The organism is Gordonia sp. w5E2 (genome assembly GCF_036540975.1).
GTDB lineage: Bacteria > Actinomycetota > Actinomycetes > Mycobacteriales > Mycobacteriaceae > Gordonia > Gordonia jacobaea.
In genome coordinates, this window is the sequence record NZ_CP144213.1 from 276109 (window position 1) to 291532 (window position 15424).

At 65.9% G+C, this 15424-nt stretch carries 11 protein-coding genes; 9 read left to right on the top strand and 2 right to left on the bottom strand.

Translation table 11 applies throughout. From position 1 onward, the window contains the following. Positions 1-203 precede the first annotated feature (203 nt). Genes RND64_RS01165 through RND64_RS01175 form a run of 3 tightly spaced genes read left to right on the top strand, consistent with a single transcriptional unit; the run spans position 204 to position 2794 of the window. Positions 204-995: a DUF4328 domain-containing protein gene (locus RND64_RS01165; protein WP_231894316.1), complete on the top strand. Its 792-nt coding sequence runs from the start codon at positions 204-206 to the stop codon at positions 993-995. Then, positions 992-1783, top strand: a complete 792-nt coding sequence (locus RND64_RS01170) for a glycerophosphodiester phosphodiesterase (protein ID WP_270485058.1) — start codon at positions 992-994, stop codon at positions 1781-1783. Before RND64_RS01165 ends, RND64_RS01170 begins: the two co-directional genes overlap by 4 nt. 24 nt (positions 1784-1807) lie before the next feature. Continuing rightward, on the top strand, positions 1808-2794 hold the full coding sequence (locus RND64_RS01175) for a DUF5926 family protein (RefSeq protein WP_331436386.1): 987 nt from the start codon (positions 1808-1810) through the stop codon (positions 2792-2794). A 4-nt stretch (positions 2795-2798) separates the two neighbouring features. On the opposite strand, the gene RND64_RS01180 is transcribed toward RND64_RS01175, so the two are convergent. Together RND64_RS01180 and RND64_RS01185 are read right to left on the bottom strand one after the other, a co-directional pair. Beyond that, positions 2799-4070, bottom strand: coding sequence for a DUF7373 family lipoprotein (locus RND64_RS01180; protein WP_049700232.1), 1272 nt, complete (start codon positions 4068-4070; stop codon positions 2799-2801). Between the two features lie 19 nt (positions 4071-4089). Further along, a complete protein-coding gene (locus RND64_RS01185) occupies positions 4090-5337 on the bottom strand; it encodes a DUF7373 family lipoprotein (protein WP_231895426.1) in 1248 nt (415 codons plus the stop codon). A gap of 336 nt (positions 5338-5673) precedes the next feature. On the opposite strand from RND64_RS01185, the gene RND64_RS01190 reads away from it, so the two are divergent. From RND64_RS01190 to RND64_RS01215, 6 genes are all read left to right on the top strand, one after another. Then, positions 5674-7506 carry a dynamin family protein gene (locus RND64_RS01190; RefSeq protein ID WP_331436387.1) on the top strand — a complete coding sequence of 611 codons (1833 nt, stop codon included), beginning with the start codon at positions 5674-5676 and terminating at the stop codon, positions 7504-7506. Next, on the top strand, positions 7503-8936 hold the full coding sequence (locus RND64_RS01195; RefSeq protein WP_331436388.1) for a GTPase: 1434 nt from the start codon (positions 7503-7505) through the stop codon (positions 8934-8936). Before RND64_RS01190 ends, RND64_RS01195 begins: the two co-directional genes overlap by 4 nt. Then, on the top strand, positions 8933-10840 hold the full coding sequence (locus tag RND64_RS01200; RefSeq protein WP_331436389.1) for an Hsp70 family protein: 1908 nt from the start codon (positions 8933-8935) through the stop codon (positions 10838-10840). Before RND64_RS01195 ends, RND64_RS01200 begins: the two co-directional genes overlap by 4 nt. Positions 10841-10951: 111 nt before the next feature. Further along, entirely contained in the window at positions 10952-12403 is a 1452-nt protein-coding gene (locus RND64_RS01205; protein WP_270485047.1) for a hypothetical protein, read from the top strand. Between the two features lie 166 nt (positions 12404-12569). Next, a complete protein-coding gene (locus tag RND64_RS01210; RefSeq protein WP_270485045.1) occupies positions 12570-14831 on the top strand; it encodes an ATP-binding cassette domain-containing protein in 2262 nt (753 codons plus the stop codon). 118 nt (positions 14832-14949) lie between these two features. Further along, the gene (locus tag RND64_RS01215; protein ID WP_270485043.1) at positions 14950-15366 is read left to right on the top strand and encodes a CD225/dispanin family protein; all 417 of its coding nucleotides are present in this window, start codon (positions 14950-14952) and stop codon (positions 15364-15366) included. The last annotated feature ends 58 nt before the right edge of the window (positions 15367-15424 follow it).

Sequence of the window (15424 nt, forward strand, 5' to 3'; positions counted from 1 at the left end):
TGGTCGAGTCCGCTCAGGCGGCCGCGCGGGTCCCGCGCCAGTCGGGGCCGCCCACCGCCGGGCCTCCCACACGTCCCGCCGGGCCCCCCGCACCTCCCGCCGGGCCGCCGGTCAACCGCCGCGCCGCGCCGCGGCCCGCGCCCCAGCAGCGTCCACAACAGACCCAAGCGCCTCGCATGTACCGCAGCCGCAACGTGCGCTGGGTGGCCAGGCGACCACCCGAATCGTTTCCGCAGCGTCGACCCCAGGTGTATCGCGGTCCACGACTGATCCCTCGCTACACCTACCTGCCGCGCTGGGGACTGCGCGACGATCCCATCGACGAACATCGGCTCGACGCTCCCGCTGAGCGCGCGTCCGAGACGCTGCGAAGCGCGCTCGTGATCAGCGCAGGAGCCCTCGCCGCGTCGGCCGTGGTGCATCTCCTCCGCTACATCCTGCTGGTGATCAATCGGGGCACCCCGCTGCCGGCGTGGCTGATCGTCGTGAGCGGCGCCCTGGTCATCCTCGCTGGACTCGTCGCCCTGGTCGCCGTCATCAGTACCCTCGTCGCCACTGTGCGCTGGTTGATCGCGGTGCGCGAACACGCTTATCGACACCGCGGACGCCGCGATCCGCGCCCGCGGTGGCAGATCATCGTCCTGGCCGGTATCCCGGTGGTCAACGTGATCGGGGCTCCGCTGCTGCTGCATGAGGCAGCCAACGCGGCGGCCGACGACTGGCGCGAACGAGGCGTCGACGGCATGACGCGCGCGGCACTCGACCGACTCTGGGTCGCGTGGGCGCTCGTCAACGCACTGGCCATCTGGGCGGCAATCACCTGGGCGGTCTCGCTGGCCTCGGGCTCGATCCAGACCGGCGCCGACGCCCTCGCCTTGATCACCATCAGCGCAGCGGTGTCCGCAGCGTTCGCATTCTGGGCGTCGCGCCACCTGCCGAACGTCCTCGTCGCCGATGACCCCGTCGTCAAGAAGCGGTGGGTGGCGGTCGCGTGAGCACCGTCGAGAAGGTGTCGCGGTCGGGAAAACCCGCCGTCGTGGCGCATCGGGGCGCGTCGTCGCAGGCGCCGGAACACACCCTCGCCGCATACGAACTTGCGCTCGACCAGGGTGCCGACGGCCTCGAATGCGACGTCAGGCTCACCGCCGACCACGAACTCGTCTGCATCCACGATCGAACCGTCGACCGCACGTCGAATGGCTCCGGTGTGGTCAGCGAGATGACTCTCGCGGAGCTTCGTGAGCTCGACTTCGGCAGTTGGCATGACGCAGACGCGCCCGCTTCGGTGCTCACGCTGCGCGAGTTGCTCACGTTGACTCTTGACTGGCGACGCCCCGTGCGGCTGTTCATCGAGACCAAGCACCCCGTCCGTTTCGGCAGCCTCGTCGAGCAGAAACTCCTCGAGGCGCTGCACGAATTCGGCGTTGCCACACCGCCGTCAGCCGATCACAGCCGCGCCGTGGTCATCTCGTTCTCGTCGGCGGGTGTGTGGCGGATTCGACGTCACGCGCCGATGTTGCCGACGATCCTGCTCGGCGACACGGCCCGGGTTCTTGGCGGTTCGGCGGCGACCGCGGTCGGTGCGACCGGAATCGGACCGTCGGTCGAGACGCTCCGCATGCACCCCGAGATCGTCGACAAGGCCGCGGCCGCCGGACGCGTCACGTACTGCTGGACGGTCGACGAGCAGGCCGACGTCCAACTCTGCGCAGACCTCGGTGTGCGTTGGGTCGCCACCAATCGACCGGCCAAGGTCCGTGACTGGCTGGTGACCGTCGACTGATCCCCAACGTGAGAGGGTGGACCCATGGCCAAGAAGAGCAAACGAGGATCCGGTCCGCGTCCCGGGAGTAACCGAGCAGAGCGCGTTGCCGCGCGAAAGGCCCGCGCTGCAGCGACACTCGAGCCCTCACCCCGTCCGTTCGCGGGCCTTGCGGCCGAGTGCGACCTGGTGGCACTGCGCTCGTTCGTCAGTTCTGCGACAGCGGTACTCGACCTCATCGAGCCGGGGCCGACATGGCCCGAACCCACGTCGGTGATGCCCGACAACGCGCCCCGTCCCGCCCCCAAACCGGGCGAGCGCAACGAGGTGCTGCTGGCAACCATCCTGCCCGGTGCCGTCCCCGCCGTCGTGCGTGAATTCCGTACCGCGCCACAGGGCGTCGCGGCGACGCAAACCGATCCCGATCCGGATGACGTCAACTCTGCTCTCGCCCAGTCGATTTCATGGGCGGCGCACGCGAAGATCGGCGACGAGTACGCGGGTCCGGCGTCGGAGTACGACGGTACGCTCGCCGACGTTCTGAAAGCCGATGCGCCGCTGGACATCATCGTCCACGACGACTTCTCGTGGTGGTTCCCCGACGGCGCCGAGGTGCCCGCCGAGATCGCTCCGATGGTCGAGCGCGCAAGCGACACCGTGCTGCCGACAGCGAGGCTGCACCCCAAGAGCGGCGTCGGCGCTCCGTGGTGGGTCGACGCAGGCGATCGCGCACACCTCCGGTGGGTACGCCCAGAAGCCGAGGACGTACTGATGAACGCGCTCGCGCGCTTACACGCGGCCGGACACCTCACGCTCGGTGAGGGCTCGCGGTTCGCCGGTTCGTTCCGCACGCATGGTCTCTTGGTGCCCGTCTTCGATCTCGACAACGAGATGCACCACGAAGAGTGGTATCCCGGCCTCGATCAATTCGACGCCTGGCTCGCCGAAGCGCTCACCGCCACAAGCGATCTGACCATCGACGAGCGCAGCTCACGAGATGGGCTGCGTACCCGCCAGGTGACGATTCGCTGACCGCTCAGTTTGCCTTCTGGTCGGCTTTGGTGAAGATGACGTACTGGGCAGAGGTCTGCTGGTACACGTCCTTGGGGTCGGTGCCGACCAGCTCGGCCACGTACCGGCCATAGCTGACCTCGCACCAATAGCCCGTGACGTTCTGGGTGACCTCGGAGAGACAGCGCGCCGCAGGAAGATTGGGAGGTGCGGGCACGGGCTTCATTCCGCGCGCACGGTTGGAATTCTCGAAGGTGTCCATGATCTTCTTCGCGCCCTCGGGGGTCTTCGCCCGGTAGACGGTTGCCCTGTCCATCGCGTTGGCGGTCGATCCGACCTCGTTCAGCAGGCGGAAGTCTGCCGGCGGATCCGACGAGAAGAACGACATCGATCGCGGCCCGTATACGGCTCGGACGTTGCCCGGATTGGGCGTCTTGACCTTCGCGTCCTTGATCTCCTGGTCGGTGTAGGGCAACGCATAGATCAGGATGTGGTTCTGGTCCATGATCAGCTGCTTCTTGGGCTGATTGCGTGCCTCCCGTTCGGCCTTGGTCGGCGTGGCCGGGAACTGATCGATCAGTGCGGTCTGCAGGTCGACGGCCTTCTTGATGGCAGGCTGTAGCTGGTCTTTCTGCGCGTCTGTCGTCTGGTAGTAGGTGAAGAGCACGTAGGTGTTGTGCGCGGTGATGGAGACGAGGGCGGTGGTTCCGTTGGTATTGCCAGGGACCGAGATCACCCGGCTCCCCGACATCCCGTCGACCCGAACCGTGGTGGCCTTGGGGCGCTTGAGATAGGCGTCGGCCATCTGATTCGCCGCGGCGGTGGCGTCGGCAGGGGTGATGTAGCGGGTCACGAAGTTGTTCAGTTCCCGCTTGGTGCCCGCCCGAATCGTCTCGTCAGGCGTAGAGGCCGAAACGACGTAGCCGTAGAGGATCGCGTCGTTGGCCTTCACATTTGCGACGTCGTCTCCGACGACCGCTCGGACATTGGTCGTGCTGTAGAGAACCTGCATCGGCAAACCCATGTTGGTCAGGTCGGCGTCGATCTCGAACGGCGCGACGATGTACTGCGCCATCCGCTGCGCGTCGTAGGTGACGACCTCGTCTCCGGTGGCCTCGCCGAATGGTTTCCGAGGTTCGGTCGGGTACTTGCCGGTGTCGAGGGACTTGACGTCGACGACCGCGTTCGCTGCCGGGTCGGAGTCGTTGACAGCGTTGCCGTCGACGGTGCACCCCGCGAGTGCGGCGGCAACGGCGAACAGTGAAACTGTCTGCGCGACAACGTGTTTACGACGCATCGGTGCTCTCTTCATGTTGTTAGTTCGCATTCTGATCGGCCTTGGTGAGAATCACGTACTGAGCGGAGGCCTGCTGCTGTACGTCCTTGAGGTCTTCGCCGAAGACCTCGCCGACGTAGCGGCCTACCCGAACCTCGCACCAGTATTGGGTGAGGTTGCGCGCGATCTCTTGAGCGCATCGCGCGCCGGGGAGGTTGGGTGGTGCCGGCTGCGACTTGCGCCCGCGGGTTTTGTTGCCTGTGGCGAGGGTGTCCATGATCTTCTTGGCGCCATCGGCGGTCTTGGCCCGGTACACGGTCGACCGCTCGACCGCGTTGGCCGTCGAGCCGGTTTCGTTCAAGAGCGCGAAGGTGCCGGGCGGATCGTCACTTCTGAACGACATCGCCCGAGGGCCGTAAACGGCTCGCACGTTGCCCATATTGGTGTCGGCGATATCGCCTTCTTCGAGTTCCTTGTCGCTGTAGGGCAGCGCATAGATCAGAACGCGGCTCTGGTCCATGAGGAGCTTCTGGGAGGGCCGCGTGTGTGCGGCCGCTTCTTCCTTGGTCGGCGCCGCCGGGAACTGATCGATCAGTGCGCTCTGCAGATTGACCGCTTTGCTGATCGCGGGCTCGAGCATGTCCTTCTGAGCGTCGTCGACCGTGTATGAGGTGACGAGCACGTAGGTGTTGTGGGCGGTGAACGACGCCATCGAGGTGTTGCCCGGCTCGCCGCCGGGGGATGTCAGGACACGGCTTCCCGACAATCCGGCCGGGCGAACCGGCGTGGTCTTCGGTCGCTTGCCGTACACATCTGCCATCTGGTTCGCGGCCGCGGTGGCGTCGGCCGCGGTCAGGTATCGCGCCACCATATTGTTCAGTGAGCGCTTGGTCCCGGTGCGCAACATGCTGTCAGGAGTCGACGCCGAGGCGACATAGCCGTAGAAGACGTTCTCGTTGGCGGGAACTCCGCCGACGTCCTCGCCGACAACAGCCTTGACGTTGCTCGACCGACTGAAGAGCATCTGTGTCGGCAAGCCCATCTGAGTGAGATCCCGGTCGATTTCGAAGGGCGCGACGATGAACTGCGCCATCCGCTGCCCCTCGTATTGGAGGACATTCTCGACGGTCGGCTTGCCGAACGGCTTGCGTGGCTCGGTGGGGTACTTACCGGTGTCGAGCGACTTGACGTCGATTGCTGCGCTCGCGGCAGGGTCGGAGTCGTTCACGGCATGCCCGTCGACAGAACAGGCGCTGAGCAAGATCAGCGCAGCAAGTGCGCTGGTCATCGCCGCACGCGTTCCAGGGCGCATGCCAGCCATCACGTTGTTCGCCCCCTCCGGTGCTGCGCAATCGGTCGGTTCCGGCCACTGACCGAATTGTTCACTTCGCTCAGCAGGCTAGTACACGACGCCCCGATGACCGCTGCCCGTGTCATTCACGTCATCTAGATGGCACAGTGCCAACGGCAGGACGTTAGACTCACGCCCTGTCGGGCCGCGGATGGGGTTTCGGTCGGAAGCGGTGTACCGGCAACGCGGCGCCGCGGCGAATCCGTCGGGGCATGAATGACGTCCGGGCATCAGCGACGTCGAGGCATAAACGATCGGGTACGGGGCGAGAGAATGGCTGCACAGGCGCAGGGTGCGACGGAGCGGAAATCCGCTGCCGGCGACGCGTCGGCCATTGTCGATGCCGCTTCGACGGTGCTCCGCGCCTACAAGATGGACACCCTTGCCGACGTTGCCGCCGCCAAACTCGCCCGCGACCGGCAAGCCCGCACGGTTGTGGTCGTCGGAGAGGTGCAGCGGGGTAAGAGTTCGCTGGTCAATGCCCTCATCGGGCAACGGGATCTGTGTCCCGTCGGTGTCGAGGTGACCTCGTCGACCGCGGTGTCGGTCACCGTCGACTCCGCCCTCGACGTCGACGAGACGGCCGAGCTGTTCTTTCCGTCCGGGACGTCGCGGACCACGCCCGTCGACGAACTCGCGCAGTGGGTGACCACCGACGGTGCACATGTCCGCGATCCACAGGCCGAGGAGCTTCCGACGTCGGCCGCGGTCGCGGTGCGGACGGCACGGGTCTCCGACATGACGATGGTCGACACCCCGGGGGTTGGCGGGCTCGACGTCGGGTTGGCCAAACTGGCTACGCAGTCGGCCCAGCAGGCGTGTGTGCTGGTTCTGGTGTGCGACGCGTCGTCGCCGTTGACTGCCCCGGAGATGGAGTTCGTTCGCGAGGCGTCGTCGACAGTCGACTCGGTGATCGTGGTGGTGACGAAAACCGACAAGAATCTTCGACGCTGGCGAGAGATCGTCGGTGAGAACGAGCGCCTGCTGACCCGCGAGATCGGGCGTCCGTTCCCGGTTTTCGGGGTGTCGAGCCTTCTCGCATCGCTCTCGACCGAACTCGCCGACCCCGCAGAGCAGGAGCGGCTGGAGCACGAGAGCGGCATCGCTACGTTGCGTTCCGAACTCACCCGACGACTCGACGCCGCAGCAGAGCTCCCGGAGGCCGACGCGGTGCGCACCTGCCTCGAAGGTCTGAAGGTGTTGCGCTCCAAGATCTCTCGTGAACTCGACGCCGTGCAGGCCGGCGCGAAGGCGCTGCCCGACCTCACCGCTGAGCGGGACAGGCTCACCGAATTGCAGGAGCAGGCACGCGAATGGGAGCAGTACCTCGCCCGTGACCTCACGTTGCTGCGGCAGCAGGCGGTCGATGGTCTCGAACGACGCCTCGACGACGTGCGCGACAAGTGGACCCTGTACGTCAACAAGCACGGCATGCAGGTGCTGCGCCGCAGCGAACAGAAGTTCACCGCCGACATGCACGCCGACCTCCAGTTGGCGATGGCGCAGACTCTCGCCGAGTTCCTGCAGCGACTCCACGACACCGTGGTCGCGCCGCGATTCACCGACGACCCCACCGTGTGGGAAGAGTTGCGCTCGCAGATCGTCGAATCCATGCAGGACAAGCGAATCGAGACGCATCAGGTCGCGAGCAAGCGGCACGGTCTGCTCGATCCGACGCTGCTGACGATGGGTGTCGTCGGATCATCGACGCTCGGCGGAATACTCGGACTGAGCGCTCTGATGGGTGTCGGCGTCGTGGTCGGCACGGTGTGGGTCGGCGTGAATCTGGGTTTCCGCGCGATCCGAGCAGGCAAAGCGAACCTGCTGACCTGGCTGAGGGAGACCATCGGAGCGACGAAGGCAGCAACCGGTCGCCTCCTCGAGAGTGCCGTCGCGCAGGCGCGGCCCGAGATCGTCATCCGCTATCGAAACTATCTGCGCGAGAACATCGAGACCCTGCAGAACACGATCAACGAGGTTCAGAAGGCGGCGCAGTCCGACTCCGCGTCGCGCGACAAGACCGTCACCCGTCTGACGTCGAACCTCGAGGTTGTCGACAAGCGGATCGCCTCGGCCGAGAAGTACCTGGCTCAGGTGAAACGATGACCACGTCCTCCGGCAACGATCCGGTGCACGCCGCTCTCGATCGCGGTCTGCGACAACTCGCCGGTCTCGGTGGCGACCTCGTCGAGCACGCCAACTCGATCGGCACCATCCTGTGGTCGCCGCCCCGCGTGGTCATCGTCGGACGCTTGAAGGCAGGCAAGTCGACGCTGGTCAACGCGCTCATCGGAGCGCCGGTCGCCGAAACCGCTGCGCTCGAGGCCACCAACGTCGTCACCGTCTACTCCGATGGCAGCCCGTCGCGTGCCGAGATCGTCGGAATCGACGGCCGACGCCATCGCGTCACCGTCGCGGCTCATCAGCCCGTCGACCTACCGCTGCCGTCGTCGGAGATCCAGTTTGTCGAGCGGTGGATGCCGTCGGCGTCGTTGCGCCAGCTCACTCTGATCGACACGCCCGGATTGTCGACGCTGACAACCGAAAACGACTCGGCGACGAGGCGCGCCGTGATCGACGGGTTCGAGCAGACGCGCACGGCGTCCATCGACGCCGACGCCGCGGTCTTTCTGTTCGACGCCGCGCCGCGCACCGACGAGATCGAGTTCCTCTCCCAGCTCCCATTCACTCCGCTCAACATGCTCGGAGTGTTGTCGCGAGCCGATTCGTTCGGCGAGGGCGCACTCGGACGACGCGACCCGATTCCGTACGCCGCCGACCACGCGCGCGTTCTGGCCAAGCAGTTGTCGGAGACGGTCAGCGACGTCGTGGCGATTTCCGGACTCATGGCCCAAACCAGCCACACCGGCATGCTGACCGAGGATCTCGCATCGGCGTTGGCGCGGCTCGCGCCGTTGTCCAGGCTCGACGTGGTGCGCACATTCGACAACGACGACGTCCGCAGTGAACTGTCGCCGCAGGTACGCGCGCGTTTGCTCGGCCTACTCGGGGAATACGGCGTGCTCAACGGTCGCCAGATCGCGGCGCGCGGAGCGTCGGAGCTCAATGCCTGGTTGATGTCGCTGTCGGGTATCGGTCAGTTGCGCGGCGAATTGACCACGTCGATAGCCCGGTATGCCGTTCTGCATCGGGCACACCGTATTCTTGCCCGACTCGATCAGTTGGCTTTCACCCATCCGGCGCGCGATCACATTCGGACGCTCACGATGGAACTTCGCAACAAGCCGGAGTTGCATCTGGTCACCGTCCTCGAGGACTACCAGCGCATGCTCCGTACCGACCCCAACGCGGCGGTCACCGAGGAACTGCACACCATCCTCCGTGCAACTTCAGCGGCCGGGCGCGTCGGGCTACCCCCGTCCGCACCGTCGCATGCCGTCGCCGCAGAGGCACAGCGTCGTCTGGCGATGGCGCACCAGCGTTCACTCGCCACGAGCTCAGCGGCAGAGGATGCCGCCATCGTCACCCTGATCCGCAGCTACACCCCGTTGACCACACCGACCGCCACCAGATGAGCAACCGCTCACCGAGCAACACACAGGACACCCACACGCATATGTCACCGACCTGGATTCTCGCCATCGACTTCGGTACGTCGAATTCCGCTGCCGCGCATTCGGGTGCGACAAGCGGAAGTATCGAGACGCTGTCGCTCTCGCATACGAGCAATCTGATGCCGTCGAGCGTGTATGTCGCGTCCCCCGAACGGATTTCCGTCGGTGAGCCCGCGCGCAACCTCGCGCAGCAGAATCCGGTCGGTTTCGTCGCCTCTCCCAAGCGACTGATCACGGGTGCCCCCACGACGGTGATCGCCGGCTACACGATGCCGTCGGCGCTGCCGGTGGCCGCGGTGATGTCGGCGATCATCTCCCGTGGCAAAGCCGCGCACGCGGGGCAATTGCCGGCGCAGGTCGTCCTGACCCATCCCGAGGCGTGGGCGCCACAGCAGGTCGGCGTACTCGCCGAGGCGGCGATGCGTGCGGGCATCGACGGCTCGCGCATCACGACCATTTCCGAACCACGCGCCGCCGCAGCACATTACAGCCGATCACACGCCATGCAGCCCGGAGCACGGATCGCCGTCTTCGACTTCGGCGGCGGCACCCTCGACATCGCGGTACTCACAGTGACCGGGCCGAATGCGTTCCAGGTGATCGCCGCACGCGGTGACAACGGCCTTGGTGGCAAGAACATCGATGCGCTGATCCAGCGATGGGTGGAGCAACGGCTCGCCGACCGCGACCCTGAACTGGTCGAGTGGCTGCGTCGACGTGCGCCGGTCGACGTCATGCAGAGCCTGCAGGAGTCCATCCGCAGCGCCAAAGAGCTGCTGTCCGAAGCGCCCTCGGCGACCATCACGATCAACAACACACCGCAGGGTCGGCAAACCCTACAGATCACCCGCGACGAATTCGACGAACTGATCGCGCCCGCGGCCGAGCAGGCGTTGCGTCTGACCAGGGCAACGCTGCTCGACGCCGGGATCACGCATCCGGAACAGTTGACCGCCCTGTACCTGACGGGCGGGTCGTCGAGGATTCCGCTCATTCAGCAGCGGCTCGGTGAAGTCGGTCCCGTCGCCACGCTCGACGACCCGAAAACCGTTGTCGCACAAGGTGCTTTGGTGACAGCGGTCGGCGATCGTGCAGCCGATACCCGTGAGCGTCCGGCCGCCCCGGCCGCAGCCGACCTGATGGCGCCGACCGCGCAGCAGGCTGCAGACGGCCGATATCCCGCCGGTGCATCGCAGGCGCCCGCCGGACAGCGCGCTGCGGCGACGCCGTCGCCGGCACCGGCGTCGTCGGGCGGACGAAAGTGGGGTCGGGTCGCGCTCGTCGGTGTCGCGGTCGTCGCGGTGGCCGGGATCGTGGTCGGTGGTATTGCGCTCGCGAATCGTGGTGGCGGAGATGACAATCCGAACCAAGCGGCGCAAAGCTCGACGGCCGCCGCCACGCAGACGGCGGCGAATGGTAGTGCGATCGTCACAGATGAGAAGCAGCTCTACAGCCTCCTGCCCTCGGCGTTGCAGGACGGCGTCGAAGATTGCCGCAAGAGCGACTTCACCACCAATGGCGCGCTCTCCATGATGTGCAACATCAAGGAGGACGGACCGTTGGGGTCGTTCTTCGAGAAGAAGTCCTACGGGGGAATCGACGGGTTCGTCAGCTTTTCGTCTGACTCCACGGGAGCGCAGAGCTCGATCACCTCGCTCCGCAACGGAACACAGAGCGACGGGAAGGGCACGCTGGTCGAGGATTCCGCCCGCGTGTCTGCCGCGGAGATCAAGCCGGACGGCGGCACCAACTCGTACATCGCGACCTACGCGAACACGTCGACCAACCTCCAGGTGACCACGTTCGGACTCGAATCGGTCGCCGACGGCAAGACGTATCTGAGTCGCGCCGGATTGATTTCCTGATCCGCGGAACATTCCACGCATCCGGTCGCATCCAATCCCTGAAAGCGTCCAAACCCTGCACGCATCAGTAAGCCCGCTCGAGATGGCGGGCTCGAGAGAAAGAAGTCGGACATGAGCGAGACCCGAGATCCCGGCAACATCGCCGACAACATCGAGGTCGAAGGCAACTTGACCGTCGTCTCCGTCGAAGACGCCGACAAGGACGGGACTCCCGAGAAGGTCGAGATGCAAGACGACGCCGGAAACAAGATCGTCGCAACCTTCGAGGAGAACGGCGACATCAGCTACACGCGGAACGGCGAGCCCGCGGGAACGCTATCCGCCAACGGGGAGTACTCGAGCGCTGACAATTCGAGCACTGAGGCCCCGAGCGAGGATTCGAGCACGGAGGCTCCGACCGAGGATTCGAGCACCGAGGATTCCAGCACTGAGCCCACTGAGCCCACTGAGGCCTCCGCCTCGACGTCCGAGCAGGACGCAAAGCCGAGTATCAGTCCGGACGAGCCCTACGACGAGAAGTCCGCCCCGGACGCCCAGGCGAGCCCTGCCGACGCCCAATCCGAGAACTCGTCGCCGTCGGACCCGGCACCGGCCGAGGACGCGGAGGCACCTGCTGAGGATGCCGCGCCGACCGAGGATGCTGCACCGGCCGAGCCTGCTGCACCGGCCGAGGATGCTGCACCGGCCGAGGACGCTGCACCGGCTGAGGACGCTGCACCGGCTGAGGACGCTGCTGCACCGACCGACGCTGCTGCGCCGGCTGAGGCTCCCGCCCCGTCCGAGGCTGAGGCACCGACTGACGCTGCTGCGCCGGCTGACGACGCTGCTGCACCGACCGACGCTGAGGCACCGGCCGAGGATGCCGCACCGACTGACGCTGCCGCGCCGACCGAAGCCGAGGCGCCGACGAAGGATGCTGCACCGCAGGAGTCCGAGAAGTCTGCGGTGGAGTCGCAGACCGGGCTGCACGCTGATTCCACCGTTGACGTCGATGGCGACGGCAACGTCGACGTCGTGCACCTCAGCGACGACGACGGCAACCAGGTGAACGCCTACCTCGACAGCGAGGGCAACGTCACTCTCCTCGAGGGAGATACGGATGGCGACGGCAAGATGGACACGGTTGCGTACGCGGGAGAGAACGGCACGACCGTCTTCGAATCGGATACCGATGGCGACGGGGTCGCGGACCTTCGCACGATCACCGACGAGCACGGCCAGGTCCGCGAGGTCGATACGTTCGACGAGCAGGGCAAAGTCGACAGCGCGACCATTGACGTCGACGGCGATGGCACCGCCGATGTGAAGCTCATCGACAGCGATCACGACGGCAAGTTCGACACCACCGTCCTCGACGTCGACAACGACGGCGTTGCCGACACCGTGCTCACCGACGCCGATGGTGACGGCAACGCCGACACCGTGAGCTACGTCTACGGCGGCCCCGACGGCGCGTCCGATCCGTCGGCACACGACGAGTCGCACGAGACGTACGGCACCGATTCGGATACCTACGACGACCACGGTGCGCACGACGATCACCACGGAGACGTTTCCGTCTGATCGGCAGGTCGTCTGGTCGAGGCGGAGTTCGACCTGTCGTCCAGTCGCCGGACACCACCCATTCGGGCCGCACCGGGCGGCAGCCCCATCGCAGATCGCGGGGCTGCCGCCCGGTGTTGGTCACGGCGCCTGAGCGTCGTTCACCCATCGAGAAGGCGGACCCTCCATGACAACCACTGTTCCCATGCCCGGAAGCGTGAGTGTCGAATCGTGTGTGTACGCGCTCGGTGAGACGACGCGGTTGACAGTGGGAGCGGCGCTCGACAACGACATCGTCGTCGATCACCGGGATGTACGCGAACACCACCTCGCGATCGAATGGCGTGATGACACATGGCATCTCGTGAGTGTCGACGGGGCGACGCTGGTCGTGTCGGGCGCATTGGTCGTCGACTTTCCGATCACCTCGACGACGTCGGTGCACCTCGGACCGCCGGCATCGGCACCGATTCTCGTCGTTGCGCTCGCGACCGAAGAGGTCGAGCACGGTTCGCCCTCCGACAATCCGTCGGTGACGCTCATCGGACGTGGCCCGACCAACGACCTCGCCGTCGACGACGTGCTCGTGTCTCGACGACATGCTCGCCTGGTCGTCGGACTCGGCGAACGTCATCTCGAGGACCTTGGCAGTGTCAACGGCACTTTCGTCAACGGACACAGGATATTTGGGCGAGCCGTGGTCACCGACGGCGACCTGGTGACGGTCGGCAACACCGACCTCATCGTTCGAGGCGGCGATCTCCTCGCAGCTGGGATCAGTGCAGTCGGGTCCAATGCTGCCTGGGGAGGGTTGCAGGTCGAGAGCATCGGGCTCGTCGTCGACCGCACCAAAGAACTCCTCCACGACGTCGATCTGGTCGCCGGGCCGGGAACGCTGACAGCACTCGTCGGCCCATCCGGTGCAGGCAAGTCGACCCTGTCGAAGATTGTCGCCGGCCTGACCGCCCCCACGTCCGGGCGGGTGTTGTTCGACGGTCACGACGTCCACGCAGAGTACGAGTCGCTGCGCACCCGCATCGGCATGGTGCCCCAGCACGACGTCCTGCACCGCAAACTGACTCTGCGGCAGGCACTTCGGTTCGCGGCCGAGCTTCGGCTCCCGGAGGACCTGCCCGAATCCGAGCGCGACCGCGTGATCGCGGGGGTGCTCGATGAGCTCCAACTGTCCGAGCACCTCGACACCCGAGTCGACGCGCTATCCGGCGGTCAACGCAAACGAGCCTCGGTGGCGATGGAATTGCTCACCGGCCCTTCACTTCTCATCCTCGACGAGCCGACGTCCGGCCTCGATCCGGCACTCGACAGACAGGTCATGACGACGCTGCGTCGACTCGCCGACGCGGGGCGCACGGTCATCGTCGTCACGCATTCGCTGACTCACCTCGCCATGTGCGATCAGGTGCTGTTGCTCGCACCCGGCGGCAAGACAGCCTTCCGCGGCCGCCCCGACGAGGTGGCTCCCGCGATGGGGAACAGCGATTGGGCCGAGATATTCTCCTACGTGGCAAGCCATCCCGACGACGCCTATCGCAGGCATCTCGCGCGAACCAACGGGCACGCCTCGCATCGGCACCAATCGACGCCGAGCACACGGGTTGTGCGCACGGCTCCCCAGACCAGTGCTCAGCGCCAGGCGAGCACCATTGCCCGCCGCCAGCTGCGACTGATCCTCGCCGATCCCGGATACCTTGCCTTTCTCGTGGTGATGCCGCTCGTCTTGGGGCTGCTGACGTTGGTGATCCCCGGCAGTGCCGGTTTCGGCGTCAACACGGCTCAGGACACCGCGGGAGAATCCCTGCAGGTTCTCGTCATCCTGGTGATCGGAGCCTGTTTCATGGGCACGGCGCTGACGGTCCGCGACCTCGTCGGTGAACGCGACATCTTCGAACGCGAACGCGCAGTAGGACTTCGCCCCGGCTCGTACCTGACCGCCAAGGTCGGGGTCCACTTCGGCGTGGCGATCGCGCAGTCGACGACGATGGTGGTGATCTGCTATCTGGGCAAGGGACTGCCGTCCGGAGGTGTCGTGGGGGCGGCGCCTGTCGAGTTGCTCGGTGCGGTCGCGGCCATCGCATGCGTGAGTACGGTTGTCGGACTTGCTATCTCGGCCACCGTGAAGTCCAACGAACAAACAATGCCGCCCCTGGTCATCCTCGTCATCTCACAATTGGTGTTCTGCGGCGGGCTCTTTCGACTCAGCGCACCGGGACTGTCGCAGCTCGCGTGGCTCTTCCCGTCGTACTGGGGGTACGCCGCGTCGGCGATGGCGGTGGACCTGCCATCGATCGCGCCGCTGGCCCCACAGACGCGCGGGGCGCACCTCTGGGAGCCCGCATTCGGCAACGCGCTTCTGACCGCAAGTGCGCTCACGCTACTCGGCGTACTCCTGATCGCGTACACGGCGTCGAAGCTCCAGTTGAAACGATGAACACCAGAGTGACCCATGTCATAAAGATTCTTCGACGCCGCGCGGCACATTCAGAGGGTCTCGGCGCATCCAATCTCTGACGGTGCGAGAAGCGCACCGAACGAGCCGAGGAGATCCGATGTACCCCAACCAGAACCAGCCGATGCCCGCTTACCGTGCCGCCGCCCAGGTCGGACTCGATGACCGCACCACCGTCATGAGGCCGTCGGGTCGTGACATGAATGCCTCTGGTGTGCAGCGCCCGTCGGTGCAGGAGAGCCCTTCGACGGCGTGCCCGTCGTCGAACATGGGTTGGGCCGCCGCGGCGCTGATCTTCTTCTGGCCGCTGGCCTTCGCGGCCTTCGGGCACGCGGGCAGGGTCTCGACGCTGTGGATCTCGGGCGACCGCGTCGGTGCGCAGCACGCGTCCGACCAGGCAAAGAAGCTCGGAAAGTATGCCCTGATCATGTTCGGGGTGGGGTTCGTACTCACGATCGTGCTCTACGTCGTGGTGATCGCATCGGCGGTGTCATCGATGTCGGCGTACCAAGGCTGACACACACCTGGCAGCATCTAACCGAGAAAGCCGGCGCGCAGTGGAACCGACAGCCGCC

Bases quoted from the DNA above. Each gene is read 5' to 3' on its own strand.
- RND64_RS01205 (WP_270485047.1), top strand. From the start codon at position 10,952: ATGAGCGAGACCCGAGATCCCGGCAACATCGCCGACAACATCGAGGTC.
- RND64_RS01200 (WP_331436389.1), top strand. From the start codon at position 8,933: ATGAGCAACCGCTCACCGAGCAACACACAGGACACCCACACGCATATG.
- RND64_RS01175 (WP_331436386.1), top strand. From the start codon at position 1,808: ATGGCCAAGAAGAGCAAACGAGGATCCGGTCCGCGTCCCGGGAGTAAC.
- RND64_RS01195 (WP_331436388.1), top strand. From the start codon at position 7,503: ATGACCACGTCCTCCGGCAACGATCCGGTGCACGCCGCTCTCGATCGC.
- RND64_RS01210 (WP_270485045.1), top strand. From the start codon at position 12,570: ATGACAACCACTGTTCCCATGCCCGGAAGCGTGAGTGTCGAATCGTGT.
- RND64_RS01180 (WP_049700232.1), bottom strand. From the start codon at position 4,070: ATGCGTCGTAAACACGTTGTCGCGCAGACAGTTTCACTGTTCGCCGTT.
- RND64_RS01215 (WP_270485043.1), top strand. From the start codon at position 14,950: ATGTACCCCAACCAGAACCAGCCGATGCCCGCTTACCGTGCCGCCGCC.
- RND64_RS01185 (WP_231895426.1), bottom strand. From the start codon at position 5,337: ATGACCAGCGCACTTGCTGCGCTGATCTTGCTCAGCGCCTGTTCTGTC.
- RND64_RS01190 (WP_331436387.1), top strand. From the start codon at position 5,674: ATGGCTGCACAGGCGCAGGGTGCGACGGAGCGGAAATCCGCTGCCGGC.